A 25,061-nucleotide genomic window follows, 5' to 3' on the forward strand; every position below is an offset into this window, starting at 1 on the left:
AGTAGTAATGGTGTTACCGGTAGAGATGGTACCAAAACCGGCAGCAATGGAGCCGGAGCCTAAGACCCCGACCGTGGTTAAAGACGAGGTGACCACATTAGTCCCTAAAGTAGTGGCATTTAAGACAGAAGCACCATTAATACCGTAGGAGGAGCCAGCAACCAAGTCCAGTTTCTGGAGGGGGTCGGTGGTGCCTATCCCCACATTGCTACTGCTTTCGTAGATAGAGGAGTTGCCCAAAGCAGTGGAGCTACTCCAGATAGGTAGATAGTATTGAGTTCCGGAGCCGGAAATGCCGCCCGGAGCTGCCTGCCAGGTACCAACGCCGTTGGTATCGGAAGTTAAGATAAAGTTGGCGGTCGGTGAGGTGGTCAGCTTAAAGCCAGTCATAACAGCAGTGCCGTTAACGGTCAAAGTGTTATTAGTTAAACCTAAAAGATCAGTGTCAGTGGAGAGGCCAATATTGCCGCCATTAACCTCTAAGTTCCCGGCCATCATGGTGTTGCCGCTGGTGTCGACCGTGAATTTTTCCACGGCCGTGGAGCCGGCGGACAGATTTAACAGATCACCGGTGGCGGTGTTATTGCCCAGGTAACCGGAGATTAAGTGGCCGGAAGTTTGGCCGGCATTGGTAATATCCAAAGCGTTTTGGATTGTGGAGGAGAGATTAATGTCCAGGTTGCCGGTGCCGTCGGGAGCGATTTGGATATCGCCGCCGGTGCCGGTGGCGGTGTTAAGGGTTAAAATTTGGCCTTTGATGGAAAAAGTGCCGGAACTGGAGTAGACCATGGGGTTGGCTTGGGCTAAAACCAGGTCACCTTCCTGGGTTAAAACCGGAATTTGGTCAGCCGAAGCCGAGGCGGATGGCGGAAAACCCTGCAAGGTTTCGGCGTTTAAGGCGTAAGCGACGGTAGCGATTCTCTGCCTGGGGGTGGCTTCCGGGTCGCGCTGGACAGTGACACCTAGCCATAAATTAGGGTTTTCGGTAAATAAAGAAGAAGGAATGGCGGTTTCTGTGCCTAAGGTAACGGAGAAAATGCCGTCCTGGTCAGGGTCAACATAACGCTGTTCTTCCCATAATTTAGCCGAGCCGGAGGCAGGTGCATCGGCGTTGTAAATAATGAAGCGCATGTCGGTCGGGACACCAATGGGGTTATCGGAGGAATCGGTTAATCTGGCCTGAAAAGACAGATAGCGGTTCGGGGTGGTGGGCGAGGGCGCCTGGGGATAGGCTTGGCCGACACCGGCTTCTTTAAAAATTTGGCGGTAACCAAAAATACCTAAAGCAGTAGAGAATAAAATTAAAACTGCCAACAATAGATATTTTGTAAAATTGCCTGCGGGAATTCTGACTGCCTCTGACCTATTTGTATATACTAATTTAGTTTCTTTCTTGAGGGGAGACTGGTTGAGAAAATTGGCAAATTTTCGTAAAGAAGACAGCTTACGTTTAATCGTTGCTGCCGGTAATTTTTGGCCTTTTAGGTAATTTTCGTAGGCTTGATAGTTAATATTCATGATAATTTTTACTGGGTTAAGCTAGCAATTTGGTTGTATGACTGCCAAGATAAAGAAATAGAGGGTTTGGGTTGATTTGACAACACGAGAGTTTGGTTTGCGGGTACGAAAATAGGGGAAAATGGGGCAAAATTGGGCAGAATTACGTTAAGGTCGGACCTTTTGCCTGTCGATTTCATTCCCGGAGTGTGAACTTCTTTCACTCCGGGAATGTTTTGCGGGTTTCCTGTTAGGGAGCGACCCTTTTTTACGTAATTTATTCGGGTAAAGAATTTAAGATTTTTTATTGTTTTCATGCGTGTAAAGTTTATGATATTTTTTAATTTGACGGTCGTTTATTTTGATTGTTATCTGTTAATTGATGATTTTTCTCTGCCCAGGATAGGTATTGATTGAGGTCAGAGAGGTAGTTTTTGATGGTGGAGTTTGATAAATTTTCGTGTTTTAAAAAATCAGCATAATGATGAACAATTTGTTCTAAGGTGATGGTGGTTGGCAGGCCTGCCTACGCAGGCAGGGGGGTGAGTGATTTAGTCGGGTCGGCGGTGAGGCGGTTGGTGTTCACTAAAAATTCGCCAAAGCGGCGCAGGGAAGAAAGGTGACGCTGGGCAGTGGTGGGGTGAACATTCTGCGTTAAATGTTTTTGGTAGGTTTTAACTATGGTCGGGGTAAGGTGTTCGGCCTGGATGTTTTCTTCCTGGAGGGTGCGGGAAACCCAGTTTAAAAACAAGTTAATGTCGGAAACGTAATTTTTGGTGGAAGCGCTGCCAATTTTTTTGTCAGCGGTTAAGTATTTTTTGAAATAATTGAGCAGGGCTTGGGACATGGTTAATTTATTGGCGTATTGGTAATTTGTCTGTTTGTATAGTTCTGCTTTGCCGGCCCGCCTAGATCTGCCTTGCCCTGCCTCGCCGGCAGGCAGGCGGCAGGCAGGCGTGAGACTGGTCCCTCTAGACGCGAGGCTGGGAAGTAAGTTGACGGTTGGTTATGGTGGTTGGGCATGGTTGTGGTTATAGTTGTTGGGTATGGTTGTGGTTGGCTGGTTAGAGGGTAGGAATAACAAACATCCAAACCGCAATCGCCGCAAATAAACTTAAGACCGTGGCGACTTCGGCAATGGATTTAAAAATAGGCTTGCGGAAAATTTTTGACAAAGAAATCCACCCCGGGGTGAAAGAAGTCACCACCCCGGGGTGACATTCTGGGTAAGCGAGAGAGAGGCTAGCAGGCATAGATTTCTCCTTTTTTGTTTCTTGAGTGATTAGACTTAATTACACAAGATTATATTTATTAAACATATCTATAATAATAAGAAAAAGCTGAGAGTGGCAAGTACTAAAAAAATTACTAATTTAACAGAGAAAAATGAGGAAAGATTAACGATTAACGATTAACGATGATTTCACACGGTTTTCATAGTAGTTTTTTATCTATATCATAATATTGCTTTGATATCTATTGACTATCATTTATTCTATTTATCAGAAATCGGAAATCAGAAATCGGAAATCAGCAGAATGTCATTGACAAACTAACTACTGTAGTGTTACTCTATGATTAATTAACAATTAACACTACATTCTCAACTGCATCAAAATAGATTAAGTGTGGATAAGATGAAATTACTTAAGAGAAAACTGTTGTTTTGTTTGAAATTTGAGAAAGATTCGGAGTATAAGCCGTACAATTTTTTTTATTACCGTTTATCCGAGTATGCTCAGGGTTCGGTCAGGGATGCGGCGGTACGCCTGGAGAAAGCCGGTTTTTTAGACAAAATAATCAGGAATAACCAATCATTTTTTAGGTTAACCTCAATGGGAAGAGAGCGATTTAAGAGAGAAGGCGGGTCTTGGGATAAGATTTGGAGAGTGGTGGTTTGCCTGCCTGCGCAGGCAGGCGACCACAATCGCTTAGGCGGGCAGTTAACGGCTTTAGGCTATAAGAGATTATCCCGGGGAGTGTTTATCAGCCCTTTTGGGGTGACTGAAGCGACAAAACAACTGTTTTTGCAGCAAAATTGGCAGAATTCAGGCCTGGTTATGGAAACAAAACGGTTGGTTGTGGGTGATAACCGGCAGTTGGTTAGGCGGTTATGGAACCTAGATGAGTTAGGCCAGAAATACAGTGATTTTGTCAATTTTGCTTCCCGACTGCTAAAATTAGGGCGTCAAAATTTTGCTTTGTTGCGACAAGCCAAAGGTGGCTTCAAAACTTGCCTCGATAGTTATTTTAGCCTGTTTTTGGCTGATCCGGGACTGCCAAAGGCCTTATGGCTTGATGATTGGCAGCAGGAAGAAGCCAAAGGATTGTTTGGGCGCTTATCGGTTTTGGCAAAAACCGCAGGGATTTAGGGAATTAAGATTGATTTTGTTTGATATTGTTAGATTGAGTCTTTAAACGGCGTTTTAAGACAATGATTCTCAAGTGAAGAGCAAGAATGTACATAATTAATAAAACTATAATTATCCATATCAAGGGAGAACAAGCGAGCAAAATGGGAAAAGCGGTTAAGGCTTGGGGAAATTGGAGGATTGGCTGAGGGAGGCCCGGGAGGGTGATAGTTGGTAGGGGGGAAGGTAAAGCAATAATGATTCTGGCCGGGGCAGTGATTTTAAGAGTAAATGAAGGGAGGGTAGTGGTGTTGCCGGCAACATCAGTGGCGTTGGCAAAAACAGTGTAGCTTCCCGGGGCCAAAGGTGTTTTTGGCTGGACAGAGAAAGTTTTATCAGTGCCAACAGAGGCAGCGAGAGGAATGGAGTTGGTCGGGGTGATCAAGTTAAGGCTGATTTGAGCGCCGGACTCAGATTGGCCGGAAATGATTGGTTGGGATTGGGTAGTGGTAAAGGTTAAACCAGGAGGAATGGTGGTCAGATCATAAGAGGATAAGCTGGTTGTCTGGCCGGCGATCCGGTCAATCAGGATTAAAGGCGCTGTGGTATCAATGGTAAAGCTCCAAGTGGCAGAGTTGCGGTTAACACCATTATTGCCAATGGCAGTAATAGTCCAGGTGTGTTGGCCTTCGCTAAGAGCCTGGAGAGCATTTACCATAATGGTGTTGGTGGATTGGGGAATATTGTTGGTGTTAATGCCTCCGTCAATTAAAAGCTGATAATGGTCAACATAAACTTGTCCCCAGGAAGGATTAAAGATAAAAGTCGGGGCGGTGGTGCTGATAGTAGAGTTATTGGTCGGAGAAATTAAGACAGGCGTGTCCGGTTCGGGGTGGGTGAATTCCGGCACCGTGGCGGTGACGGTGGCATTGTTATCGAAAGATATTACTGGTGTAGAGTTGAATATAACTGTTATAAAAATTATAACCGCTATAATGAGAAGTTTTTTGGGCATTAAAACTAGTATAGCTTATTTGAGCTAAATTTGGTAAAATACAGATATGGTTAATCAGTTGCCGAAGCGGTTGGCCAAGTACTTTTGGGATGTAAATCTAAATCAGTTAAATCCACTTGAGGATGCCGATTTTTTGATTAAAAGAATTTTGGAAAGAGGTGAAACTCAGGACATTTTTTGGTTAAAACGACAGTTTGGATTGGAGAAAATTGCAGTGTCGTTGAAAAAATACCGCGATTTTTCTCGGAAAACAGGCCTTTTTTGGACATTATTATTAAATTTGAATCAAAGCGAGGTGCCATGTTTGCAAACACCTTATCGCCGGATACGTTACGGGGTATAAAATTAATTGGCCAGGGAAAATGGCTGGATTTTGCTTATTTGGCCGGTGGCACGGCTTTAGCTTTACGTTTGGGTCATCGCCAGTCGGTTGATCTGGATTTTTTTACACCCAAGAAATTTGACGAGCAGGTAATTTTGATGCAGTTGAAACAAACCGGTAGGTTTGAATCAAAAACGGTTGCCTGGAGAACGGTGATAGGTGATTTTTTTAAGGTTTCTTTCAGTTTGTTTTATTACGAATATTCGGTTTTAGATAAAACCGACGATTTTTTTGGCATAAAAATTGCCAGTTTGAAAGATATTGCGGCGATGAAAATTCATGCGATTGAAGACAGAGGCTCAAAGCGCGATTTTGTGGATTTATTTTTTCTGACGAAAACTTTTTCTTTAAGAGAAATGCTGAATTTTTATGGACAAAAATATCATTGTTTAGAGAAACATAAGCTTTTTATTCTTAAAGGCATGAATTATTTCGAAGATGCTGAATCGGAAAAAATGCGGCCGATGTTTAAAGAGGTGGATTGGGACAAACTCAAGCAATATTTTCAGAATCAGGTTAAGCAGTTAGCTAAAGAGTGGGGGATTCTTTGAGGATTAATTCTAAGATTTGAGGAGGGATTGTTTGTCGATATAATTCAAAACGGTCTTTGGCGTTAATGAGTTTAGCGGTTAGGGCGGCATGATTCATAAACAACTGAATCATGGCTGAACCGTATGGGTAGAGGTCATGAGGAGCTTGTTCACTAATAGCGATTAACCAATTATTTTCTTGAGTGATATCTGGTAAGCTGAAACCTTTGGTTTCTAGGCTTGCGGATAAGAATTTTAAGCCAACCGCGGCTGGAGTAAGACATTGAGGGGCGCCGTTAGTGATCACTGCGATTTGGGTGTCTCCAAAGGTAATTTCTTGAGGAGAAATGGTGATGTTTTCCTGTGCGGCAATTTCTGCCCAATTAAGCCTACCGTCAGCAAGCCGTTGATTTCTGGCTTCGGTTAAAAGCTCAACAAGATCGTAACGGCCGTTAGAATTTCTTAGACTACCAGGAAGATTTTCAATATTAAACATATTATGGGATAATATCCTTAACTGGCTATGATGTCAAGCCGTGGCGATCGGAGTCGTTTCCGGGGGTTGCTTCTTTCTGGTTTTAAGAACAATCAGGAGAATGATGGCAATCAGGATAACGGCCGCGGCGGCCAATTCTTTAACCGGCACAATCCAGAAGTAAATCAAACCATTGATGGGAAGTTGGGAGGAGCCGGCAGTGGCGTTCAGGCGGGCGGCATAGCGGCCCAAGTGCCATTTGCCGGGAAAAGAAAAATTGTACAGGCGGGAGGCAAAAGGAAAGATGTTTTTAGCTTCTAATTCTTCGGAGAAAACAACCTGATTGAGAAGATTACTAACGGTTAAACGGCCTTTGGGTTGGAGATGGATGTCGCCCAAATTTTCAATTTCTGCCAAAATAGCGGTCGGGCCGTAAGATTTAAAGGTTTTGTCAACAGTGAAAGTTTTTAGATTAGCGGCTTCAGTGACATCGCCGACAACATTAAGATAGATTAAACTGCCGACTTTTTGGATAATAGTACTGCCGGAATTCTGAACACCGATTAAGCCTTCAGTATTGGGACTGTAGGTAATCATGGCATAGTGGCCGCCGGGCAAAGCATTTTTCGGCAGAGAAATTACCAGATCAATGGTACTGGTTTGCTGGGGTTGTAAGAGAATTTTTTTCGGTGAGGCGGTAATCCACGAAGCTAAACTCCAACGGTTGGAAACAGTTTCGACGATGGCTATGGGTGTGCCTTGGTTGTCATTAACAATAAAATCATTAGCGGAAACATCAAAGGCCATTTCAGTCGTGGATTCGTTGCGGATTTTAATCGTTTCCTGGAGAGTGGCGCCGGGCAGGGCGGATAGTTCCAGGCGGGGAGGAATAGCGGTAATGGTAATGGCGTTAGGGGCAGGGGTCACGATTGGAGCCGGAGTAGGGGTCGGGGCGGGAGATTCTTGGCCATAAACCAGAGAAGCAGATAATAAGAGGAAGAAGATGGGCAGGAATTTTTTCATAGGTTAAAAAGTGGCGGTGGCCGTGTAAGTAATATTGTTTTCATAATCACCGGCGGCTTGAGTGGCGCCGATACTTAAGCGGTAACAAGTGTAAAGATCGCCGGCATCAACTACAGTGGAGCCGGTATTAAAGATTTCCGTGGCCGCGCCGGAGTGGGCCAGATTGGCAAAGTCCCGGGCGCAGTAAGTGCCGACACTGCAGTTGCCACTGATAACGTTATAGGCAAAAGCTTCGGTGACATTAGCGCCGCCGATCGGTGACAGAGGCGGTCATAGTGAAAGGGGTATCGCCGGTGGCATCAGGAATAAGCGGAGCGGTTGCGCCATCTTTACCTAAGTGGTCGTTTTCCGTGGCAGTGACGACGCCGCCGCCGGCGGCATTAGTGGACAGAGTCAGTTTTTGGGCCAGGTTTTTAAAAATATTTAAAGCCATAGTGCCAAAAGGAACCGTGGTGGCGGTGCTGGCGACATCAGCGGGTAGACCGCAGGCGGTAGTGCCGACGCCGACACTGCTAATAGTAAAGGTGATGGTTGGTTCAACGGTGGCGGTGACCCGGACAGATTCAACCACAGCGATTTTAATGTTGGTAGAGTCAACGACTCGAAAGAGATTAGCGGGAGAATCAAGGTGTTCGACGATAACTGTATAGCCATCAGATAAGCCTTCAGTGGCGTTGGCTTTAGCCGGGTTAATCAGGTCGTTGGCGCCGGCATTACCAATGACAAAAGTAAAAGTGCCGGAGTTACTATTAACGCCTTTATATTGGGTTTCAAAACAATGATAGCCGGCAGCGCAGCCGGTACCGCCGGAAGCGGTGGCGGTAGCCGCGGTCCAAGAGTCAACGCCGCCGCCGGTCGGAGCGGTTAGTTGAGCGGCGCCAATTGCGTTAAAATCAAAACCGTCATGGTTGGGGATACCGTCGTTAACGCCGTTAGCGCCGGAAGGAATTAAAATCCGAAAGCCGCCGCCGTTAATTTTGGTAGCCGGGGTAAAGGTAACGGTGTGTTTGGCCGAGCGGGTGGCGATGACCAAATCATCGGCAGCGGCATCATTAGCTTCCAGGCCGCTGGTAATTGTGAATTCATCAGTGTCAATAATATCGTCAACCGTGTAGGAGGTGGCGCTAGTGCCGATGCCGATCATGACCGTGTCGCCAGTGAAAAGATTAGCGGTAGACTTGGAAGGCATGCCGGAAGTGGCCACTTGAATTGAAGTAACGCCGGTAGCGTGGAGGACTGCCAGTTTATTGTAATAAGACAGGCGGGAAGTGGTGAGGGTGTCGGCGACAGAGGTAAGGTTAGCTGATTTTAATTGTTGGGGAAAGGTAAATGCTAAAATTCCGGCAATGGTTAAGCCGGCTAAAATCTTTTTCATTTAGATTCATTATGATGTTTTAATTTATTCTTTGTCAATAGTAAGATTGCGCTGAGAATAAACACAGCCAGTAAAATTTTATAAGGGAGAACATAAAAGGTTAATGTTTGGGAAATAGTGTTAGTGGTGTCTTTGGGGGTGATTGAGGCCTTAGCAGTAAAACGGCCGAAAATTAAAGAAGGGACGTTAGTTTCCGGTTGCAGTTGGCGGCTGGAATTGGCTAAAACATTGTCTTCGCGCAAAGGAATGGTGGCCGAGACGCCGCCGAAAATGTTTTTAATCTCGATTTGGCCGACGGCTTTTAAGCGGGTGGAGGAAGTATTTTGTAAAAGCAGTTGGAAGCTGATCGGTTCAAAGGAATCATAGATTAGTTTGGCGGAAAACTGGGCAATTTTAGCCAGCGGGCTTAATTGGCCGGTCCGGCTGACGGTTAAAAGAATGTTGGAACCGATCGAGGCGAGAGTGGTAGTGCCAGAGCCGGAAATCAGACCCTGGGCGGTGGATTCAAATAAAAAGGCGACGGGGTAATCGGCTTCAATGGCGCTGGCAGGGAGAGAGATTTTTAAAACCAGCTCCTGAGTTTGGCCGGACTTAAGCGGGAAAGTAGCCGGCAGTTCAGGTAAGTTGGCGTTTTGGAGACTGAAAAAATCAGGAATAGGATCTGATTTTTTTAAGGTAATGCGGCCGAGTTCGTCGGCCGGTTCGAAGGGGACAATCGAAGCTTTAATAATGACATCGTCACCGAGGTTTTGCAGTTTATAAACTTGGGTGATGGCTTTGCCCGGTTGGATAACCGCTTCCAAAATCGGCGGCCAAATAGAAAGGGAAAGTGTTTGGGCGGTCGCCGTTTTCGGCCGAATTATAACGTTTATAAAAATTATAAATATTATAAAAGTTATAGATGTTATTTTATTAATACGGCCGTTGATTTTATTTATTGCCATATTTTAGTAAGTGGGAATAGCGGTAAAAATAATGGAATTGGTATAGTCGCCGGCGGCTTGGCTGGCGCCGATACTGGCTTGGTAAGTGACGGTGGCGACCCGGCTTTTACCAACATTGGGGGAGGACATGACGATTTCGGGAATTTCTCCGCTTGAGGCATCGCTAAATTGTTTGAAAAACTGTTTGAAAAGCGGCGCCGGCCCGGTAAATTCAGCCGGCACGTCATTGCCGGACATATGATAGCCAAAACCGTATTTGGTGGGATCATCCCAATCATCGGCGGTAGTTTCACTGCAACTACTATTGCAGAGAGTGTCGGGAATATTGGTCGGAGTGCTTTTTAGCTGGAGCGGGTGATTTTCGTAAGCATTAACACAATAGCCACCGGCGCCGCCGAAAGAAACAGTTAAAGTATTGGTTGGCGGAGGACTGGGAAAAACATTGGGGATAAGTGTTCCGAAATTTATTGACAACTTAGAAATAGTGAAGTTGAAAGGAATAATGGTTTTAATATAAGGAAAGCCAGCCTTAACGTAAAAGCCGGTGGAAGCATATTCGCCCGGGGCGTTTTGGCCGACCGTGTCCAAGATATTATAGTTGGTGGAGGATTTTGAGCCGGAGGTCATGTTTAAATTGGGAAACTTAAGTTTGTAAGAAGAAGATTCCATGCGGTCAACCGCCCCCGCTTTCGCCGGGGCTATAAAAATTATAAAAATTATAAAAATTATAACCCTTAGAGTTTTATTCATTGAGTTTTTCCACTATTTCTTTCAGTTCTTGGCCGGATTTAAACAATTCTTTCAGATCCTGATAGAGGGTGTTAAGTTTTTCCTTCTGATGATAGGGGAGGCGGGAAAGGTTGCTGTTGATTTGGGAAAGCAGGTCGATAGTTTGATGCATTTTGTTATGGAAGTTTAAAGAAAGCCAGAGTAAGGTGGCTTCTTCCTGGGCAGAGACATTCTTTTTTAGGTGTTCGGATTGATTTGACAAGACGTTAATCTGTTTCTGGGCGGTTAGCAGTTTTAAGTATTGATTGCCAATAAAGCGGGCAACCGGGGCCATTAATAAGAGGGAAATAAGATTGGCTAGCTGGGTAGTGTCTAAAACTGTGGAATTTAGCAGAAATAATAGTGTGAGTGCTAAAGATAAGATAAAACCGAGACTGGGGAAGATTAATAGGCTTAGAGTAAAAAGGAGGAAGTCGAGCAGGAAGAATAAAGGGGAAACCAGGCTGCCGGTCTCCAAAATGAGCAAAAGGACGATTAAAGTGATGATGATCGAGTTTATTATATTTTGATACTTTATGACTAACTTGTTGAGGACAACAAAGAGGAGAAATAAGCCGGCGATTAATTGCAGAGATAGAGGAGAAAGGGAAGGATTATTGTGCCAAAAAAAACTTAAGACAGCGCTAGCGGTTAACAAGACTGTAGGCAGGAACATATTATTAATATTAATTTACAGGTTTTCATTGACAAAAGCAAGGTGATTTATGTTAAACTGAATTTATCTATGAAAGCAGATAAAACATGGTGGGGATTAGCTTTGGTAGGTATTTTAGTGGCCGGTTACGTGGTGACCGATACCTTGACTTTTGCTTTTAAAACATTGACTAGACCGGCTGCGCCGATAGCCGAAGTGGTGGAAAAATCGGAGCCGGCGGCAGTTTTAGGGGAAGAAACAGTGAATTTGTCCAGCTATCAGGCGGTGCATTTAACCAATGGCCAGATTTATTTTGGCCAGTTGTCGGACGAAGGTAACCAGTTTGCTAACCTAAAAAAGGTTTATTATTACCAGAAATCGGGGGAAGAGTGGCAGTTGACGGCCTTAAGCGACGAGTTGAAGATTAACCGGGACCACATCTTATATTTTGAGCCGTTAAAAGCGGATTCGGACACAGTCAAGGCGATTGAGAGCTACGAACAAGGGCAGTAAAAAGCCTGGCAAAAAGAAGAAATTTTTGTTAAACTTCCAGCAGGGAGCATTTTTTTATGAAAGCGAATATTATTTTTTGCGAACAACAAAGAGGCATTGGCGGAGAAAAAATGGGTCAAGGAGGAAGTGAAACAGAAAAAATCGTTTATAATAAAACCTGGGATTTACCCTATAATTCAGCAATAGAGATTCCGGAATTAGCTGTTTGGGGAATTCGGGCTTTACTTTTACGGCCCCGTTCTCAGGCGATTGGTTTAATTGTTGCTAAGCCGGGGATATTTTCTGAATTAATGCAAGGATATAAATTATTGTCTCAAGGTATTGCTAAGCCCGGGGTAAAGGCTAGAAATCAGTTGATTCCGATAAAAGAGCCTAAGAAAAACTGGAAATTAACAAAGGGAAATGAGATGCCCCACGTTTTTTTTGATGGAAATAGGTCTCAGGGGGTGATAATTACCGGCCCGAATCATAAATTAACAATTACTTTTGACGAAAACTGAAGATATGAATTTTGATCATCAGAAAATCGAGGAAAAGTGGCGGAAAAAGTGGCGGGAGACAGGGATTTATAGGACTAATTTATCCATTCGACAAGCTCAGGACAAAAAAAAGTGGTACAACCTAATGATGTTTCCGTACCCGTCGGCCGAAGGCTTGCATGTCGGTAACATGTATGCGTTTACCGGGGCGGATTGTTACGGCCGGTTTAAGGCGATGCAGGGATACGAGGTATTTGAGCCGATTGGGTTGGACGGGTTCGGAATCCACTCGGAAAATTACGCGATTAAAATCGGCAAACACCCAGCCGATCAGGCCAAAATCAGTGAAAAACATTTTTATGAGCAGTTAAGCCGGATTGGCAACCGTTTTAACTGGGATAACCGTTTGGAAACTTACGATCCGGAATATTACCGCTGGACTCAGTGGCTGTTTGTACAAATGTTCAAGCACGGCTTGGCATACCGGAAAAAAGCTCAGGTTAACTGGTGTCCGTCCTGTAAAACCGTCTTAGCCGATGAGCAGGTGATTGATGGTAAGTGTGAAAGGTGCAGTACGGCAGTCGGGAAGCGGGAGAACGAACAGTGGTTTTTTAAGATTACAGAGTACGCGCAGAGATTATTGGATAATATTGAAAAAATTGATTGGCCGGAAAAGATTAAAATCAGCCAGAGAAATTGGATTGGTCGTAGCGAGGGCGTAGAGATTATTTGGAAAATGACAAGGTTCGACCTTGTCATCAGCACTTTTACTACCAGGCCGGACACGATTTACGGGGCAACATTTTTAGTTTTAGCGCCGGAGCTGGCGTTGGTGAATAAATTGAAATTAAATAAAGCAGCAAAGGAGTATGTGGCGAAAGCGTTATTAAAAACCGAACAGCAACGGAAGTTGGAAGAAAAGAAAAAAACCGGTGTCGATACTGGTTATCAAGTGGTCCATCCTTTGACGGGAAAGCCGATTCCTGTCTGGATTGCCGATTTTGTGCTGAAAGACTACGGTACGGGTGCGGTAATGGGGGTGCCGGCGCATGATGAAAGAGACAACGATTTTGCTAAAGAACATCAATTACCGGTGATAGATATTTTGAAAGATAAAGAGGAGATAATTAGGAAATTAGAGAAAAAAGGTTTGGTAAAAAGAACGGTAAATTTTCATTTAAGGGATTGGTGTATTTCCAGGCAAAGATATTGGGGGCCGCCGATTCCGATGATTTATTGTGAAGAGTGTGCTAAAAGAAACACTCCGGAGAGTAAAAATATTCCACTCCGGAGTGGAATGGCTGGCTGGTATCCGGAAAAAGAGGAGAATTTGCCGGTTAAACTGCCGTATGTCCAAGATTTTAAGCCGACCGGAGACGGGAGAGCGCCTTTGGCTAAGGCCCCACGGGGGTGGTTAGAAACAGTTTGTCCTGGTTGCGGAGGGAAAGCAAAGAGAGAAATAGATGTGTCTGATACGTTTTTAGATAGTGCCTGGTATTTTTTGAGGTATCCTTCGGTTTCCAATAAGGAGACTCCTCGTAGGAAGCCTACGAGGAGTCTCCTTGCAGGTACTGACGAGCTTCGTTTGCCTTTTGATCCGGAAATTACGAAAAACTGGTTGCCGGTAGATGCGTATATTGGTGGAGCCGAGCATGCGGTCCTACATTTGCTTTATTCGAGATTTGTCTGGATGGCGCTCTCGGATTGGGGCTATATCCCTAAAGCCCTAGGCCCTGAGCCCTTCCCATTCCTGTACGGCCACGGTTTGATTATCAGAAACGGCGCCAAGATGAGCAAAAGCCGGGGCAATATTGTCAACCCGGACGAATATATTGATAAGTTCGGGGCGGATGCTTTAAGAATGTATTTGATGTTTATCGGGCCGTATGATCAGGGCGGGGATTTTAAAGATACGGGGATAGTGGGGATGAAGCGGTTTTTGAATCGGGTGTGGAATCTGTGTTCCACTCCCGGTGTGAAAGATGTCCACACACCGGGAGTGTTATTGCTGCGACACAAAACCGTTAAAAAACTGACCGAGGCAATGGAGAATTTTCGGTTTAATGTGGGAATTGCCAATATTATGGAGTATGTTAATGGGCTGGAGAAATATTTCACTCCCGGAGTGAAAGAAGTCTCCACTCCGGGAGTGGATTCGATTAAAACTTTAATTTTGTTGCTGGCGCCGTTCGCGCCGTATATTAGTGAAGAACTATGGGGGAAAATCGGCGGAAAATTCAGCGTCCATCAGCAACTTTATCCTAAATACGAGGAAAAATTGACGAAAAATGAGACAGTTACGGTGGTGGTGCAGGTAAATGGCAAGTTGCGGGGAAGACTAGAATTGGGAGCAGAAGAGGGGAAAAATAAAGAAAAAGTATTAACTTTAGCCAAAGCCGATGAGCATATAAAACAGTATCTTAAAGATAAAAAAATTGTTAAAGAAATTTTTGTTCCCGGGAAACTGGTGAATTTGGTGGTAAAATAATTTTTAATGCCCGAGTGGGTAAAATTTTTAAGCAAAATTTTTAAAGAACGGCCATACGTGATAACTCTGGGATTGCTGGGACTATTTTTAGTGGCCGTAGGAGTGTTTTCGGTAGTAGTGGTAGGGAACAGAAATAAAGATGAAGGGGTGGTAATTAAGAAAGCCTTCGACTCCGCTCAGGACTCTGGCGAGGCCGAGATTTTTGTGGATGTGGCTGGAGCAGTGGAGAAGCCTGGAGTGTATCAACTATCAAGTAACTCAAGGGTTAATGATGTTTTGGTAGTGGCTGGGGGGTTAGGAGCAAAAGCAGACAGGGAATGGGTAAGCCAAAATTTAAATTTGGCGCAAAAATTGACGGATGGACAAAAGATTTATATACCCAGTCAGGAGGAGGTTGTTAAGGACGGACCTTCGTCAGAAATTTACAAAGGTCCGTCCTTTGTAAATATCAACATGGCAACGGGGGCAGAGTTGGATACGCTTTACGGGGTCGGACCGGCAACAGCGCAGAAAATTATCGATAACCGACCGTATGCATCGACGGAAGAGCTACTGACTAAAAAAGTTGTTAAAAGCAATGTATATGAAAGTATCAAAAATCAGATTACTGTTTTTTAGTCCGACGACTCATAGTTTATGAGAGGTGTACTGGTATGTTTGATCTGGTTTGCCATATTTTTAGTGAGATTTTCCAATAGTTTTCAGGGAGAAGCCAAACTTAGACATTTAGCGGGAGAGAAGATTGTTTTAACCGGGTATATATCCTCAGAACCAATACTACAGGGTATTAATCAAAAGTTCAGCCTGAGTCGGATTGATATAGTCACTGCCAATCAGCCAAATTACGAATACGGTCAAAAAGTAGTGATTTCTGGCATTCTCCAGAGACGGGTGATAAACAAGTGGTATAGCCAATTTAGCTTGATCTATCCGTCAATAAAAATCATTGAGTCCGATAATATTAAATCTATAAGATACCAGATTATTCGCTGGCGCAAGGGGATAGAAACAGTTTTTAACCGTAATTTGCCGGAACCGGAGGCGAGCCTGTTGGCGGGAATTATCTTGGGCGTGAAAAGGGGTTTACCTCAAGAGTTTTACGAAGCCTTAAAGAAGACGAGCACTATGCATATCGTGGTGGCGTCAGGCTATAACGTGACCGTGATAATGGGAGTTGTCGTGGCCTATTTAGCCGGATTAGCTAAGCGGAAGTGGGCGATTCTAATCGGCGTTGCGGCAGTGGGGATATATACCGTAATGGCGGGACTCCAGCCGGCAATTGTCCGGGCGGCAATTATGGGCGGTTTGGCCTATTTTGGTCAGATGTTAGGTCGGCCATCCGCCAGCTGGCGAATGTTGGTGGTTGCCGCGATGGTAATGTTAATCTTTGACCCTTTGATAATTTTTGATTTGGGATTTCAAATGTCCTTCAGCGCGACCACGGGTTTAATTGTGCTTGGTTCAAAATTGGACAAGATTTTTGGTCGGATTTGGCTGATTGGGAAAGACTTAAGCGAAACCACGGCGGCCCAGATTTTTGTCAGTCCGATTATTTTGTCGGCTTTTGGGTACTTGAGCCCTTTTAGTATATTAGTTAATATTTCGATACTGTGGTTAGTGCCAATAATTATGGTCTTGGGGGCAATCTTAGCCATTACCAGGCTGAGTTTGGTGGCCTGGTTGGCATATGTACCGTTAACAATAATGGTGAGAATTATTGAGTTTTTTAACCGCTAATGAAAAAAATAAACTGGATTTTGAGTTTAGCCATCGGCGCCGTGATTTTTCTGATTGGGCAGTGGCCGGACAACCAACTGCATTTAATTTTTTGCAATGTTGGCCAAGGCGATACGATTTTGATGGAATATCAGGATAAACAGGTGTTGGTGGATACCGGACCGGACAATTCGGTGTTGACGTGCTTAGGAAGAAATATGCCGTTTTGGGACAGGCATTTGGAAGCAGTAATGATTACCCATAACCAAAAAGACCACACCGGCGGTTTAGCAGAAATTAAAAAGCGTTATCAAGTAAGCGAAATAACAGGTTTACAGGTGGGGGATGAATTGACGGTGGGTGAGATTAAGCTGAGGTTGTTGGCTGGCATTCAAGGGAGCGATAAAAACACAGAGGGGTTGGTGTTTTTAGGCAGTTTTGGGGAATTTGACTGGCTGCTGACAGCGGATATTACCGAAAAAGAAGAGACAGGTTTATTAGATAAATTAAAAGAGGTTACGGTGTTAAAAGTGGCCCATCATGGGAGCAAATATTCTTCGAGCCAGGAGTTTTTGGAAACAATTAAACCGCAGCTGGCGGTGATTTCCGTGGGGAAAAACAGCTATGGCCATCCGACACCGGAAGTTTTACAGCGCCTGGGAGACATTGGGGCTGAAATCAGGCGGACAGATAAAAACGGCCAGATAGTGATTGTCAGCGACGGTCGTAGTTGGTATATTAATTCAGATGAAAATTAGACTGCGAGACAGAATTCTATGGGGCCTGTTTATCGGCGGCGAGGGCGCCAAAGCTTATTTGACTGGCAAGTTGTTTTTGTGGACACCGCCTAAATACAGCCGGAAGAAATACCGATTGTTGGTGGCCAGGTTGGTGCGAGAAGGCAGTGTCCAACAGGCAATTATTGAAGGAAAAGTGAACTTTCGGTTAACGGAAATCGGCAAGAAGCAGTTATTGAAAAGCTACCCGGTCTTAAATCCGCCTGTCGGCGAGGCAGGTCCACAACGAATCTGGGATGGGTTTTGGCGGATAGTGATTTTTGATATTCCGGAAGATAAGCGGCTATTAAGAGATAAACTGCGGCGTTACTTACTTAAATTAGGGTTTGGCGAGCTGCAAAACAGCACGTATGTTTCGGCTTATGATTACCAAAAAGAGTTTTTGAGTTGGTTAAAGACCAATGGTTTAGAGAAAAACGTTTTATTACTGGAATCAAAACAGAAATATTTAGGCGAGCCGAAACTGCTGGCAGAAAAAGTTTGGGGTTTAGGGAAATTAAATTCTGGTTACAAAGAGATTGTTGATCGGTTGACAACACGGTTCGGGATTAAAGATGAATCCCGGCGTGAGGAGTTTTTGAAAAAGATCTACCGGGATTGGTTGGAAGTGTTTTTAAGAGATCCGGGTTTGCCGATTGAGCTTTTGGGCGAAGATTGGCAGGGAGAAAAAGCCAAAAAATATGTTTTAAGGTCGGGAGTAGTTAAAGAATGATAAAAGCCTATCGCGTACAGATAATCTGGCTGGCTGTTTTGGTGTTTTTGCTTTACGGCTTTAGTTTAAATAACGCTTTTGTGGCGGATGATGTTTACGGCATTGTCAATAATCCGGAGATATTTAAGTTTTCTTGGGTGATCCAAAGCCCGACGGTAGTTTTGAATAAACTCGTATATTGGTTGATTGCCAACAGCTTTGGGATTATTCCTTGGCCGTTCAGATTAGTGAATATTGGGGTGCATTTACTCACCACAATAGGAGTGTTGGTATTGGTAAGCAAGTTGATTAATAAAACCGTGGGGATGGTAGCGGCGATTTTAGTGGCCGTGCATCCGCTGATGATTGAGTCAGTCACCTGGATTTCCGGCAACGGCTACAGTTGGTACACAGCTTTATTGGTGTGGAGTTTGATTGGTTATATTAAAGCCAAAGACAGTTGGTGGAAATATGGGGGATCGGTTTTACTTTTTTTTTGTGCGCTTCAGTTTTCCGAAAAAGCGGCGATTTTACCCTGCATTTTGTTAGTTTATCGGCTGGTAATTGATAAAAAACGGGGCCGGTGGTGGGACCTAATTCCTTATGCTGCTTTGAGCGGGTTATGGCTGGTTTTAAATCTAATCAATATCGGGGCGAGATTAAACTATTTACAGACAGAATACAACAGCAATGTGGAAACCAAATCAGTCATTAAATTCAGTCCGTTAGTGCAGACGCCGGTGGCTTTAACTAGTTATTTAGGTTTAGTCGCTTGGCCGGATAAATTAACTTTGTATCATTCGGAAATGAGTTTTACCAAGACAAAATTTGGGATTATGGCCGGAATAACGATAATTTATTTTCTGGCAACTGCTTGGTTGTTGTGGCGGCGGAGCCTGATCGGTTTTTTCTTAAGCTGGCTGGTGATTGGTTTAAGCCCGACTTTAGTCCCATTTGGTGTCGCCTGGATTGTGGCTGAGAGGTATGTTTATTTTGGAGCGATCGGCATTCTGATATTGATTGCTTGGGGATTGGTCAAGTTTAGCCAAAAACCAAAACAGGAAGAGGTTGGCTGGGCGGTTATTACTATTTTAGTCTTAGCTTTATCAATCAGGACTTTGGTGCGCAATCACGATTGGACAGATCAGGACCATTTATGGCTGGCAGCGGAGCGGACTTCACCAACGAGCCCGCAAAACCAGAATAATTTAGGGGACCTTTACGGCCGGAGAGGTGATTTACAGCAGGCAGAGTGGCATTTTAAGCGGGCGATTGAGCTGAATCCTAACTATGCTGATGCGATGCATAATTTGGCGAATGTTTATGTTCGGGAAGGCCGGTATGAAGAAGCGATTAAGTGGTACGAAGAGGCGTTGAAAAACAAGCCGTCATTATGGTCATTATGGCAGTCAAAGGCGCAGTTAAAGGCGCTGAGGGAATTTTTTTGTAAACAGCCCGCTTATGAAAAAAACAGCATATGTCAGGTGGGTGAGCAAAATAGCGGGAATTAGTTTACAAAGGTCCGTCCTTTGTTAACTACCTTCAAGAGTCTAGGGCGAGGTTTTCCAAAAATGTTTCAGATGGCTTGGCATAGTCTTCAACAAAATTTTGATATGAATTAACGTCATTCAGATTGATCTTGTGAGCTGTTTTAAAATAGGCGAGAATTTCTTGAGGGTGAATCCAAACCGTATGATTTAGGCCAAGATAATCAGAGTAACTGGAGGGTTGAGTGGGATTTCTAGACAGGGAATTAAGATGAATATAGCGGGAGAGGTGAAGGAGTTGGTTTTCGTTATCCACCATAACTGCTTTATAACGGCCTTGGAATAAAGGGCCAATGCGTTGGTGGCGTTTATTAAAGTACATTGTGTAACGGGTGCCCAGAGATTTCATAAAAGATTCAATACCTCTTTCTGATTTTTGCTTGACCAATAAATGAAAATGGTTAGGCATTAAGCAGTAAGCCAAGAGTTTAATTTCCTGATAATAGTTATTACATGGAGGAGTGAGAATCTTATAAACCTTGTTATGAATAGTAATATTTCTTAAACAAGAATTTTTATCTTTTGGAGAAAGATATTGTTTTAAATAACCCAGAAAGACGCCGTAATCTTGTTGATTTTTAAAGATGATTTGTTTATTAACGCCTCGGTTATAAAGGTGATAATAGGCATTTTCGAGATAAGTTTTAATAATGTTTTTAGCAGGCATGTTATTATTATTTACGAAGGACGGACCTTTGTAAATAGGCCTTTGATGAAGTAAAGGGCGTAAGTGAGATGGGTTAAGAAGACGGCCGGGGCTAAAAGCGGGGAATGATAATAAATAGCGGCAATAATTAAAGTCAGGCAATAAAGCGGGAAAATAAATGGTAATAACAGCGGCAGGAAATAAGCCGGGCGGAGAGAAGTACGGGGGAAAATTTTAACAAAGCGGCCGCGCTGGAAGCCGTAGCGGGAGATTTGGATTAAATGGGGAATAAAGATCGGCCGGCGGTGATGGTAAACCAAAATCTGCGGATGGTAAAGGATTTTTTGGTTAAGTTGGTAAACCAGGTCGTGACAGAGCTTAGTGTCTTCGCCGGGCCAATATTTGGTATTAAAGCCGTTAATTTGGTTAAAGCTGGACTTTTTAATTAAAAAGTTAAAAGTGGGATAATCGTCAACAAAACGGCTAGGTTTTTGGCAGTTTCGATAAGTGTAAGGACCGGCCCCGAGCGTGGTTGACCAGACCAAGCCGGAAATTTTTTGGCAATAAGAATTATTTGGCGGGGTTAAACCCGGGCCGCAAACAGCGCTGATATTTGCCGGTTTTAAGGATTGAGAAGCATTTTTCAGCCAATGTTTGTCCGGATAAGCATCACTGTCAATAAAGGCCAGGATGTTCCCTTTAGCCAGCTTAGCGGCAAAGTCTCTTTTTTGGGCCGGGCCTCCGGGATGAATTTTATCAGTGATAATTAAGATTTCTAAAGGTTTGGTTGATTGGGATCGTAGGGCCGGCAGTAGTTCAGAACACAGATCAGACTTAAGTTTACAGGGAATAATGACGCTAATCATAGTATTTGAGGATTTTCAGGCGGTAAAAGACAGCCAAGGTGTCATACAGCATATGCCAGATGGTGTTTAAAGTGGCCGCGTCAGTGACTGAGCCAAAGTGATATTTCAACTTAATCGGAGCTTCAAAAATGCGGGTAAATCCTTTACGGTGAGCGACGGAAAGCATTTCAATATCAAAGGCATATTTTTTCACGACGAGCTTAGGCAGAATTCTTTCCAGGACTTTTCTTTTAAAGATTTTAATACCCGGTTGGGTGTCTTTAATTTTGACGCCAAAAAGCAAGCGGACTAAATGATAGTAACCCCAGCTTAATATTTTTCTGTCCAGCGGATATTGGACCACCGAAGCTAGGTGGCGTTTAGAGCCGACGATAATATCCGCGTTATACCATTCTAAGTGTTCCAACAACATGGAGATGCCGTTGGGGTCGATTTCCATACCGGCGTCTAAAAAAGCAATGTAGTCGCCCTTGGCTTTGGACATGCCGTAGCGGACAGTATAACCTTTGCCTTGATGGGTTTGATTGAGATAAACTTTGAGTTGAGGCGAAGTTAACATTTTGGCCTTGCTATAAGTTTTATCCAGCCGGCCGTCGACAATCACAATCATTTCATGGTCATAGCGGATTTGGTTTAAGACTGTCTGAATCCGTTTTAAGTCTTTGACAATCGTCGATTCTTGTTTATAGGCAGGGATAATAATGGAAATGAGGTGTTTAGGATTTTTTGGCATTTAAGAACTTTATAACTAAGAAATAGGGAAAAAGCAAACCAGGCAGGCGAGCCTGACGTTTTAATTATTACACTTGGTTAATAAAATCTTGGGAGTAAGTATACAATTAAAGGATGAAGTCTGTCAGTGTGGTGATGCCGGCTTTTAACAGCATCAGAACGATTGAGGTGTGTTTAAAAAGCATTCGGGAGCAGGATTATGGCGGTAAAGTGGAGATTGTGGTGGCGGACGGCGGGTCGACTGACGGGACTTTGGCAGTGTTAAAGAAGTATGGCTGCAAGGTGGTGGCAGAGAGGACTGGTAATCCGGAAAAAGCTAAGGCGATTGGATTGAAAGAGGCAAAAGAGGAGTTCGTGTTGTTGATGGCTTCAGATAATGTGCTGCCGGATAAATTATGGCTAAAAATAATGGTTGTTAGTTTGTTAAAAGAGCCGGAAGCAGTGGCCGCTTATCCGTGGCACTATGCTTATCGAAAAACCGACACCAGCTTAAATCGCTATTTTGCTTTGATGGGGGTGAATGATCCGGTAGCGAAGTTTATGGGTAAAGCCGACCGGCAGGGTTGGGGTGGAAATGGGTGGCGGTTAAGCGGTGCAGCTGAAGATAAAGGCGGTTATTGGTTGGTGCGGTTTACCGCCAAAGATATGCCGACGCTGGGGGACAACGGGATTTTGGTGTGGAAAGATAAGTTGGTGAAAGCAAAAGTTGACGAAAAATATTTTTCCCACATTGATGTGTTTTATGATCTTGTAAGTTTAGGAATGAACCAGTTTGTAGTAGTTAAAAATGAGATTGTTCATGATACTGGGGAAAAGTGCTTTAAGTTTTTAAGCAAGCGGTTTCGGTATATGAAAGAGTTATATTTGAGTCAACGAAACATGAGAAGATTTAAATGGGTAAGAAGTTGGCGGGATAAAGCAAGGTTGGGTTTGTCTGTCGTCTATAGCTTGACTTTGGTTGGTCCGACACTGGAAGCAGCTTGGGGGTTTATGGTTAAGCCGGATTTAGCCTGGTTTTGGCATCCGGTTATGAGTGTTGCGATGGTTTTTGTCTACGGAAAGCCAGTTCTTATAAGGCTTATATTTCAATTTTTTCGTGTTGGCGATCAGAGTAAGGTCCTTGCTTAATCGTAATGAGTTTAGTCGGCTTTAAGAATTTAAAACCATGGCCGCCACAGAACTGCAACAAACAGTCGCCGGGGTTAAGAATGTGTTTTACAAAGGTCCGTCCTTTGTAAAAGAAAGTGGCCTCAATTTGGCCGGAAACCAGATAAATAAACTCCTGATTTTTATGAGTGGTTTTGGCCAGGCGTCGGTGTTGGTGGGGTTTAACTTGGCGGCCTTTAGGGTAGAAGTTAACTCCCAGCTGTAAAGGGTTATCTGGTTTGGTTAAGAACTGGTGGGGTTTGGCTTTAAAGTTAGCTTTAATGATAAGAGCTAGGGTGGTTTTTCCGAACTTGATGTTAATTAAATTGTTAGGCATCATGAATAGTATATATTAGAGAGAAAAGATAGCTAGCTAGACTGACAAAAAGGAGTGATTGTAAACCAAAACGGTAGGATAAAAAGGAAAGCAGGCCGCCGATGGCTGAGCCGATTAGATTGCTAGCTAAGAAAGCGGTTTCGTCATGAGCGCGGGAAAAAAGATTGATAAAAATCAGGCCGGAAAAGTAAAGCGGCAGGTTAAGCAGGAAAGGTAAAACTAAGTATTTAACCAGTTGGGGTAGTTGATTGAGCCAGTTTAGGGGGATAATTATGGTGAAGATAAAGCTGATGATTAAAAACAGATAAGCCAGTTTCAGAGGGATTTTTAGTTTAGAAAAACTTAAGTTAGCCAACAGAATCAGAATTAAGATAGCGGAGATGGTAAAGACGTTAGTCTGCCAGGTATTACCGTAAAGCAAGGCGGTTTTGCTGATGTTTTGAAACTCAAATAAGAGGAAACCGGCGCCCAAGAAAAAGGCGAGCGGGTTAAAGCGTTGGGTTAAGTTAAGTTTTCGGGAAAAGAGGAAAAATAAGCAGACGATAAGGCCGGAGATGACCAGGTGAAGTTTGGGCAGACGGGGTTGGTCAAGGTAAAGATAGGGCCAGTCATCGGTCAGGTTTTTGAGGGGCTGAGGATAGTTTTCCAGCCGTTTTTGAATAAATTGGTTTAGATTTGGTTGGCGATTAAGCAGGTTTGAGAGGGTGTCGGGATTAAGGCTTTGAACAAAGATGACCCCGCCCCAGCCAAAAATCGGCGGATCATTTTGGAGGCTGAAAACTAAAGGTTGGTGATGGAAAACATCAGCCAGGTTGTTTTGGATTTGCGCTCCGATCCAGGGCCGGCGGACATCAAAAGCAATAAAGACCAAGCCGTCGGGCTGGAGCAGGTTTTTGATAGCTTGAAAACTTTCTTGGGTATATAAATAGTTGTCCAGCTGAAGGTTGTTTAAGGAGCCGGATAAGGTATGGGAATCGGCTAAACCCATAATTACCAAATCATATTTATTCTGGGTTTGCTGGAAAAATGAACGGCCGTCGTTATTAACCAGGTTAACGGTGGGTTTAGAATAGGGTTGTTCCGGATGATATTTTTGCCCCAGTTTGATGATTTGCGGATCAATTTCGATAGCATCAATTCTGCTGGCGGAGTTTCTAACCGCCGCCGCCGCGTCATTACCGCCGCCGGCGCCAACAATTAAAACTGAGCTGGGTTGAGGCTTAAAAACAAAGGGAAGTTGGTATTGGTTGTTAAATTGAGTGGAAAAGTCAGGAGGTAATTGATTAGGGCCAACTTGGTTAATCAGCGCTTGCCGGCGATTATCCGAGAGATCAAGCAGTCCCATGTAACCGACATTATTGACTTGAAGGAAGTAATCGGCGGAATTAGGAATAGGTTGAAGGTCAAGTTTTTGATAGGGCGACCAAGTCGTATTAGTCGAGTTAACCAAATTAAAACTGATAACAATAATAGACAAGATAGTTAAAAACATGGAAAGATTTTGGTGATTTTTGGCAGTTAAACTGAAGATGATAAATTGAGCCAGGAGTAACCCAAGATAGGGAGAGAGGTTGAGAAAAGAGGCTAGATTAAAACTTAAAATGCCGATTAAAGAAAAGAAAACGTTTAAGGAGTAGAACCAGATTCGCTGTTTTGGCTGATGGAAAAAGAGGCTAAGATGCTGGCCTAAAGGAATAAAGATAGCCAGAGTGAGAGCAAAAAGGAAGAGGGTAAGGATTAGACCCCAAATAATAGTTAACCAGGAGGTCCAGGGGGTTTGAAACCAGATAAAGCTGTCGCTTAAGGGGGAAAGAAAGTTGGTGATGGGAGTGAAGAGTTTAAAGGTTAAGATAACAGTTAAAATCAGCAGCAGGATAGCAGAGAGTGTCAGGGGCAGTCTTTTTTTGATCAGCATGCCTAAGCCGGAGCCGATAAAAATGGCTAAGAGAATCAGATTAGACAGATAAGCAAAAAGACGGATTTCGGCGCTGATTAAGCGGATTAGCAAGAGCTCTAAAAATAGGATCAGAAAACTGATGAGGCAGAGATGAAAAAGTTTTCGTTTATTAAAGTTCATGAAATTTATTT

28 protein-coding genes are annotated in these 25,061 nt (G+C 43.7%); 12 read left to right on the forward strand and 16 right to left on the reverse strand.

Features of this window, described 5'->3' with window-relative positions; genetic code table 11:
- From NTZ93_00005 to NTZ93_00020, 4 genes are all read right to left on the reverse strand, one after another.
- A partial coding sequence (locus NTZ93_00005; protein ID MCX6816249.1) for a hypothetical protein occupies positions 1-1,518 on the reverse strand: 1,518 nt, incomplete at its 3' end.
- An 8-nt stretch (positions 1,519-1,526) separates the two neighbouring features.
- Positions 1,527-1,814, reverse strand: a complete 288-nt coding sequence (locus NTZ93_00010) for a hypothetical protein (protein MCX6816250.1) — start codon at positions 1,812-1,814, stop codon at positions 1,527-1,529.
- A gap of 209 nt (positions 1,815-2,023) precedes the next feature.
- Positions 2,024-2,344 carry a site-specific integrase gene (locus tag NTZ93_00015; protein MCX6816251.1) on the reverse strand — a complete coding sequence of 107 codons (321 nt, stop codon included), beginning with the start codon at positions 2,342-2,344 and terminating at the stop codon, positions 2,024-2,026.
- Positions 2,345-2,561: 217 nt separating this feature from the next.
- Entirely contained in the window at positions 2,562-2,750 is a 189-nt protein-coding gene (locus tag NTZ93_00020; GenBank protein ID MCX6816252.1) for a hypothetical protein, read from the reverse strand.
- A 384-nt stretch (positions 2,751-3,134) separates the two neighbouring features.
- On the opposite strand from NTZ93_00020, the gene NTZ93_00025 reads away from it, so the two are divergent.
- Positions 3,135-3,869 carry a hypothetical protein gene (locus NTZ93_00025; GenBank protein MCX6816253.1) on the forward strand — a complete coding sequence of 245 codons (735 nt, stop codon included), beginning with the start codon at positions 3,135-3,137 and terminating at the stop codon, positions 3,867-3,869.
- A 4-nt stretch (positions 3,870-3,873) separates the two neighbouring features.
- Here the strand turns inward: NTZ93_00025 and NTZ93_00030 are convergent, their stop codons facing one another.
- Positions 3,874-4,863 carry an Ig-like domain-containing protein gene (locus NTZ93_00030; protein ID MCX6816254.1) on the reverse strand — a complete coding sequence of 330 codons (990 nt, stop codon included), beginning with the start codon at positions 4,861-4,863 and terminating at the stop codon, positions 3,874-3,876.
- 46 nt (positions 4,864-4,909) lie between these two features.
- Here NTZ93_00030 and NTZ93_00035 point away from each other — a divergent pair, with 46 nt between their 5' ends.
- Together NTZ93_00035 and NTZ93_00040 are read left to right on the forward strand one after the other, a co-directional pair.
- Positions 4,910-5,206: a hypothetical protein gene (locus tag NTZ93_00035; protein ID MCX6816255.1), complete on the forward strand. Its 297-nt coding sequence runs from the start codon at positions 4,910-4,912 to the stop codon at positions 5,204-5,206.
- Positions 5,164-5,796, forward strand: a complete 633-nt coding sequence (locus NTZ93_00040) for a nucleotidyl transferase AbiEii/AbiGii toxin family protein (protein ID MCX6816256.1) — start codon at positions 5,164-5,166, stop codon at positions 5,794-5,796. The genes NTZ93_00035 and NTZ93_00040 overlap by 43 nt, the downstream gene beginning before the upstream one ends.
- On the opposite strand, the gene NTZ93_00045 is transcribed toward NTZ93_00040, so the two are convergent.
- The 6 genes from NTZ93_00045 to NTZ93_00070 form a co-directional block, all read right to left on the reverse strand.
- On the reverse strand, positions 5,774-6,271 hold the full coding sequence (locus NTZ93_00045) for a hypothetical protein (GenBank protein ID MCX6816257.1): 498 nt from the start codon (positions 6,269-6,271) through the stop codon (positions 5,774-5,776). The two genes, NTZ93_00040 and NTZ93_00045, sit on opposite strands and share 23 nt — an antisense overlap.
- A 33-nt stretch (positions 6,272-6,304) precedes the next feature.
- Positions 6,305-7,273, reverse strand: coding sequence for a hypothetical protein (locus tag NTZ93_00050; protein ID MCX6816258.1), 969 nt, complete (start codon positions 7,271-7,273; stop codon positions 6,305-6,307).
- Between the two features lie 241 nt (positions 7,274-7,514).
- Positions 7,515-8,648, reverse strand: a complete 1,134-nt coding sequence (locus tag NTZ93_00055; GenBank protein ID MCX6816259.1) for a hypothetical protein — start codon at positions 8,646-8,648, stop codon at positions 7,515-7,517.
- Positions 8,645-9,592: a hypothetical protein gene (locus tag NTZ93_00060; protein MCX6816260.1), complete on the reverse strand. Its 948-nt coding sequence runs from the start codon at positions 9,590-9,592 to the stop codon at positions 8,645-8,647. Before NTZ93_00060 ends, NTZ93_00055 begins: the two co-directional genes overlap by 4 nt.
- A 3-nt stretch (positions 9,593-9,595) precedes the next feature.
- Complete coding sequence (locus tag NTZ93_00065; GenBank protein ID MCX6816261.1) at positions 9,596-10,261, reverse strand: hypothetical protein; 666 nt, start codon at positions 10,259-10,261, stop codon at positions 9,596-9,598.
- Positions 10,262-10,334: 73 nt separating this feature from the next.
- On the reverse strand, positions 10,335-11,036 hold the full coding sequence (locus NTZ93_00070) for a hypothetical protein (protein MCX6816262.1): 702 nt from the start codon (positions 11,034-11,036) through the stop codon (positions 10,335-10,337).
- Positions 11,037-11,105: 69 nt separating this feature from the next.
- Between NTZ93_00070 and NTZ93_00075 the strand changes: the two genes are divergently transcribed.
- The 8 genes from NTZ93_00075 to NTZ93_00110 are packed head-to-tail and all read left to right on the forward strand — an operon-like array spanning position 11,106 to position 19,210.
- Positions 11,106-11,528: a hypothetical protein gene (locus tag NTZ93_00075; GenBank protein ID MCX6816263.1), complete on the forward strand. Its 423-nt coding sequence runs from the start codon at positions 11,106-11,108 to the stop codon at positions 11,526-11,528.
- Between the two features lie 56 nt (positions 11,529-11,584).
- Positions 11,585-12,028, forward strand: coding sequence for a hypothetical protein (locus tag NTZ93_00080; GenBank protein MCX6816264.1), 444 nt, complete (start codon positions 11,585-11,587; stop codon positions 12,026-12,028).
- 4 nt (positions 12,029-12,032) lie between these two features.
- Entirely contained in the window at positions 12,033-14,495 is a 2,463-nt protein-coding gene (locus NTZ93_00085; GenBank protein MCX6816265.1) for a class I tRNA ligase family protein, read from the forward strand.
- Between the two features lie 6 nt (positions 14,496-14,501).
- Positions 14,502-15,113: a helix-hairpin-helix domain-containing protein gene (locus NTZ93_00090; protein MCX6816266.1), complete on the forward strand. Its 612-nt coding sequence runs from the start codon at positions 14,502-14,504 to the stop codon at positions 15,111-15,113.
- Between the two features lie 18 nt (positions 15,114-15,131).
- A complete protein-coding gene (locus tag NTZ93_00095; protein MCX6816267.1) occupies positions 15,132-16,232 on the forward strand; it encodes a ComEC/Rec2 family competence protein in 1,101 nt (366 codons plus the stop codon).
- On the forward strand, positions 16,232-16,969 hold the full coding sequence (locus NTZ93_00100; protein ID MCX6816268.1) for an MBL fold metallo-hydrolase: 738 nt from the start codon (positions 16,232-16,234) through the stop codon (positions 16,967-16,969). The genes NTZ93_00095 and NTZ93_00100 overlap by 1 nt, the downstream gene beginning before the upstream one ends.
- Positions 16,959-17,720 carry a CRISPR-associated endonuclease Cas2 gene (cas2, locus tag NTZ93_00105; GenBank protein ID MCX6816269.1) on the forward strand — a complete coding sequence of 254 codons (762 nt, stop codon included), beginning with the start codon at positions 16,959-16,961 and terminating at the stop codon, positions 17,718-17,720. The genes NTZ93_00100 and cas2 overlap by 11 nt, the downstream gene beginning before the upstream one ends.
- Positions 17,717-19,210 (forward strand): tetratricopeptide repeat protein, encoded by a 1,494-nt coding sequence (locus NTZ93_00110; protein ID MCX6816270.1) that lies wholly within the window; start codon positions 17,717-17,719, stop codon positions 19,208-19,210. Before cas2 ends, NTZ93_00110 begins: the two co-directional genes overlap by 4 nt.
- 31 nt (positions 19,211-19,241) lie before the next feature.
- Here the strand turns inward: NTZ93_00110 and NTZ93_00115 are convergent, their stop codons facing one another.
- The 3 genes from NTZ93_00115 to NTZ93_00125 are packed head-to-tail and all read right to left on the reverse strand — an operon-like array spanning position 19,242 to position 21,491.
- Positions 19,242-19,913: a transposase gene (locus NTZ93_00115; GenBank protein ID MCX6816271.1), complete on the reverse strand. Its 672-nt coding sequence runs from the start codon at positions 19,911-19,913 to the stop codon at positions 19,242-19,244.
- An 11-nt stretch (positions 19,914-19,924) separates the two neighbouring features.
- Complete coding sequence (locus tag NTZ93_00120) at positions 19,925-20,758, reverse strand: hypothetical protein (GenBank protein MCX6816272.1); 834 nt, start codon at positions 20,756-20,758, stop codon at positions 19,925-19,927.
- A complete protein-coding gene (locus NTZ93_00125; protein MCX6816273.1) occupies positions 20,751-21,491 on the reverse strand; it encodes a glycosyltransferase family 2 protein in 741 nt (246 codons plus the stop codon). The genes NTZ93_00120 and NTZ93_00125 overlap by 8 nt, the downstream gene beginning before the upstream one ends.
- Positions 21,492-21,604: 113 nt before the next feature.
- Between NTZ93_00125 and NTZ93_00130 the strand changes: the two genes are divergently transcribed.
- Complete coding sequence (locus tag NTZ93_00130) at positions 21,605-22,618, forward strand: glycosyltransferase family 2 protein (protein ID MCX6816274.1); 1,014 nt, start codon at positions 21,605-21,607, stop codon at positions 22,616-22,618.
- On the opposite strand, the gene NTZ93_00135 is transcribed toward NTZ93_00130, so the two are convergent.
- Entirely contained in the window at positions 22,569-22,973 is a 405-nt protein-coding gene (locus tag NTZ93_00135; protein ID MCX6816275.1) for a hypothetical protein, read from the reverse strand. The genes NTZ93_00130 and NTZ93_00135 overlap by 50 nt on opposite strands.
- Entirely contained in the window at positions 22,966-25,050 is a 2,085-nt protein-coding gene (locus tag NTZ93_00140; GenBank protein MCX6816276.1) for a hypothetical protein, read from the reverse strand. The genes NTZ93_00135 and NTZ93_00140 overlap by 8 nt, the downstream gene beginning before the upstream one ends.
- Positions 25,051-25,061: the final 11 nt, after the last annotated feature.

The sequence above is a fragment of the Candidatus Beckwithbacteria bacterium genome, assembly GCA_026397255.1.
Taxonomy (GTDB): Bacteria; Patescibacteriota; Microgenomatia; order UBA1400; family CG1-02-47-37; genus JAPLVF01.

Bases quoted from the DNA above. Each gene is read 5' to 3' on its own strand.
- NTZ93_00010 (MCX6816250.1), bottom strand. From the start codon at position 1,814: ATGAAAACAATAAAAAATCTTAAATTCTTTACCCGAATAAATTACGTA.
- NTZ93_00015 (MCX6816251.1), bottom strand. From the start codon at position 2,344: ATGTCCCAAGCCCTGCTCAATTATTTCAAAAAATACTTAACCGCTGAC.
- NTZ93_00020 (MCX6816252.1), bottom strand. From the start codon at position 2,750: ATGCCTGCTAGCCTCTCTCTCGCTTACCCAGAATGTCACCCCGGGGTG.
- NTZ93_00025 (MCX6816253.1), top strand. From the start codon at position 3,135: ATGAAATTACTTAAGAGAAAACTGTTGTTTTGTTTGAAATTTGAGAAA.
- NTZ93_00030 (MCX6816254.1), bottom strand. From the start codon at position 4,863: ATGCCCAAAAAACTTCTCATTATAGCGGTTATAATTTTTATAACAGTT.
- NTZ93_00035 (MCX6816255.1), top strand. From the start codon at position 4,910: ATGGTTAATCAGTTGCCGAAGCGGTTGGCCAAGTACTTTTGGGATGTA.
- NTZ93_00040 (MCX6816256.1), top strand. From the start codon at position 5,164: ATGTTTGCAAACACCTTATCGCCGGATACGTTACGGGGTATAAAATTA.
- NTZ93_00045 (MCX6816257.1), bottom strand. From the start codon at position 6,271: ATGTTTAATATTGAAAATCTTCCTGGTAGTCTAAGAAATTCTAACGGC.
- NTZ93_00050 (MCX6816258.1), bottom strand. From the start codon at position 7,273: ATGAAAAAATTCCTGCCCATCTTCTTCCTCTTATTATCTGCTTCTCTG.
- NTZ93_00055 (MCX6816259.1), bottom strand. From the start codon at position 8,648: ATGAAAAAGATTTTAGCCGGCTTAACCATTGCCGGAATTTTAGCATTT.
- NTZ93_00060 (MCX6816260.1), bottom strand. From the start codon at position 9,592: ATGGCAATAAATAAAATCAACGGCCGTATTAATAAAATAACATCTATA.
- NTZ93_00065 (MCX6816261.1), bottom strand. From the start codon at position 10,261: ATGGAATCTTCTTCTTACAAACTTAAGTTTCCCAATTTAAACATGACC.
- NTZ93_00070 (MCX6816262.1), bottom strand. From the start codon at position 11,036: ATGTTCCTGCCTACAGTCTTGTTAACCGCTAGCGCTGTCTTAAGTTTT.
- NTZ93_00075 (MCX6816263.1), top strand. From the start codon at position 11,106: ATGAAAGCAGATAAAACATGGTGGGGATTAGCTTTGGTAGGTATTTTA.
- NTZ93_00080 (MCX6816264.1), top strand. From the start codon at position 11,585: ATGAAAGCGAATATTATTTTTTGCGAACAACAAAGAGGCATTGGCGGA.
- NTZ93_00085 (MCX6816265.1), top strand. From the start codon at position 12,033: ATGAATTTTGATCATCAGAAAATCGAGGAAAAGTGGCGGAAAAAGTGG.
- NTZ93_00090 (MCX6816266.1), top strand. From the start codon at position 14,502: ATGCCCGAGTGGGTAAAATTTTTAAGCAAAATTTTTAAAGAACGGCCA.
- NTZ93_00095 (MCX6816267.1), top strand. From the start codon at position 15,132: ATGAGAGGTGTACTGGTATGTTTGATCTGGTTTGCCATATTTTTAGTG.
- NTZ93_00100 (MCX6816268.1), top strand. From the start codon at position 16,232: ATGAAAAAAATAAACTGGATTTTGAGTTTAGCCATCGGCGCCGTGATT.
- cas2 (MCX6816269.1), top strand. From the start codon at position 16,959: ATGAAAATTAGACTGCGAGACAGAATTCTATGGGGCCTGTTTATCGGC.
- NTZ93_00110 (MCX6816270.1), top strand. From the start codon at position 17,717: ATGATAAAAGCCTATCGCGTACAGATAATCTGGCTGGCTGTTTTGGTG.
- NTZ93_00115 (MCX6816271.1), bottom strand. From the start codon at position 19,913: ATGCCTGCTAAAAACATTATTAAAACTTATCTCGAAAATGCCTATTAT.
- NTZ93_00120 (MCX6816272.1), bottom strand. From the start codon at position 20,758: ATGATTAGCGTCATTATTCCCTGTAAACTTAAGTCTGATCTGTGTTCT.
- NTZ93_00125 (MCX6816273.1), bottom strand. From the start codon at position 21,491: ATGCCAAAAAATCCTAAACACCTCATTTCCATTATTATCCCTGCCTAT.
- NTZ93_00130 (MCX6816274.1), top strand. From the start codon at position 21,605: ATGAAGTCTGTCAGTGTGGTGATGCCGGCTTTTAACAGCATCAGAACG.
- NTZ93_00135 (MCX6816275.1), bottom strand. From the start codon at position 22,973: ATGCCTAACAATTTAATTAACATCAAGTTCGGAAAAACCACCCTAGCT.
- NTZ93_00140 (MCX6816276.1), bottom strand. From the start codon at position 25,050: ATGAACTTTAATAAACGAAAACTTTTTCATCTCTGCCTCATCAGTTTT.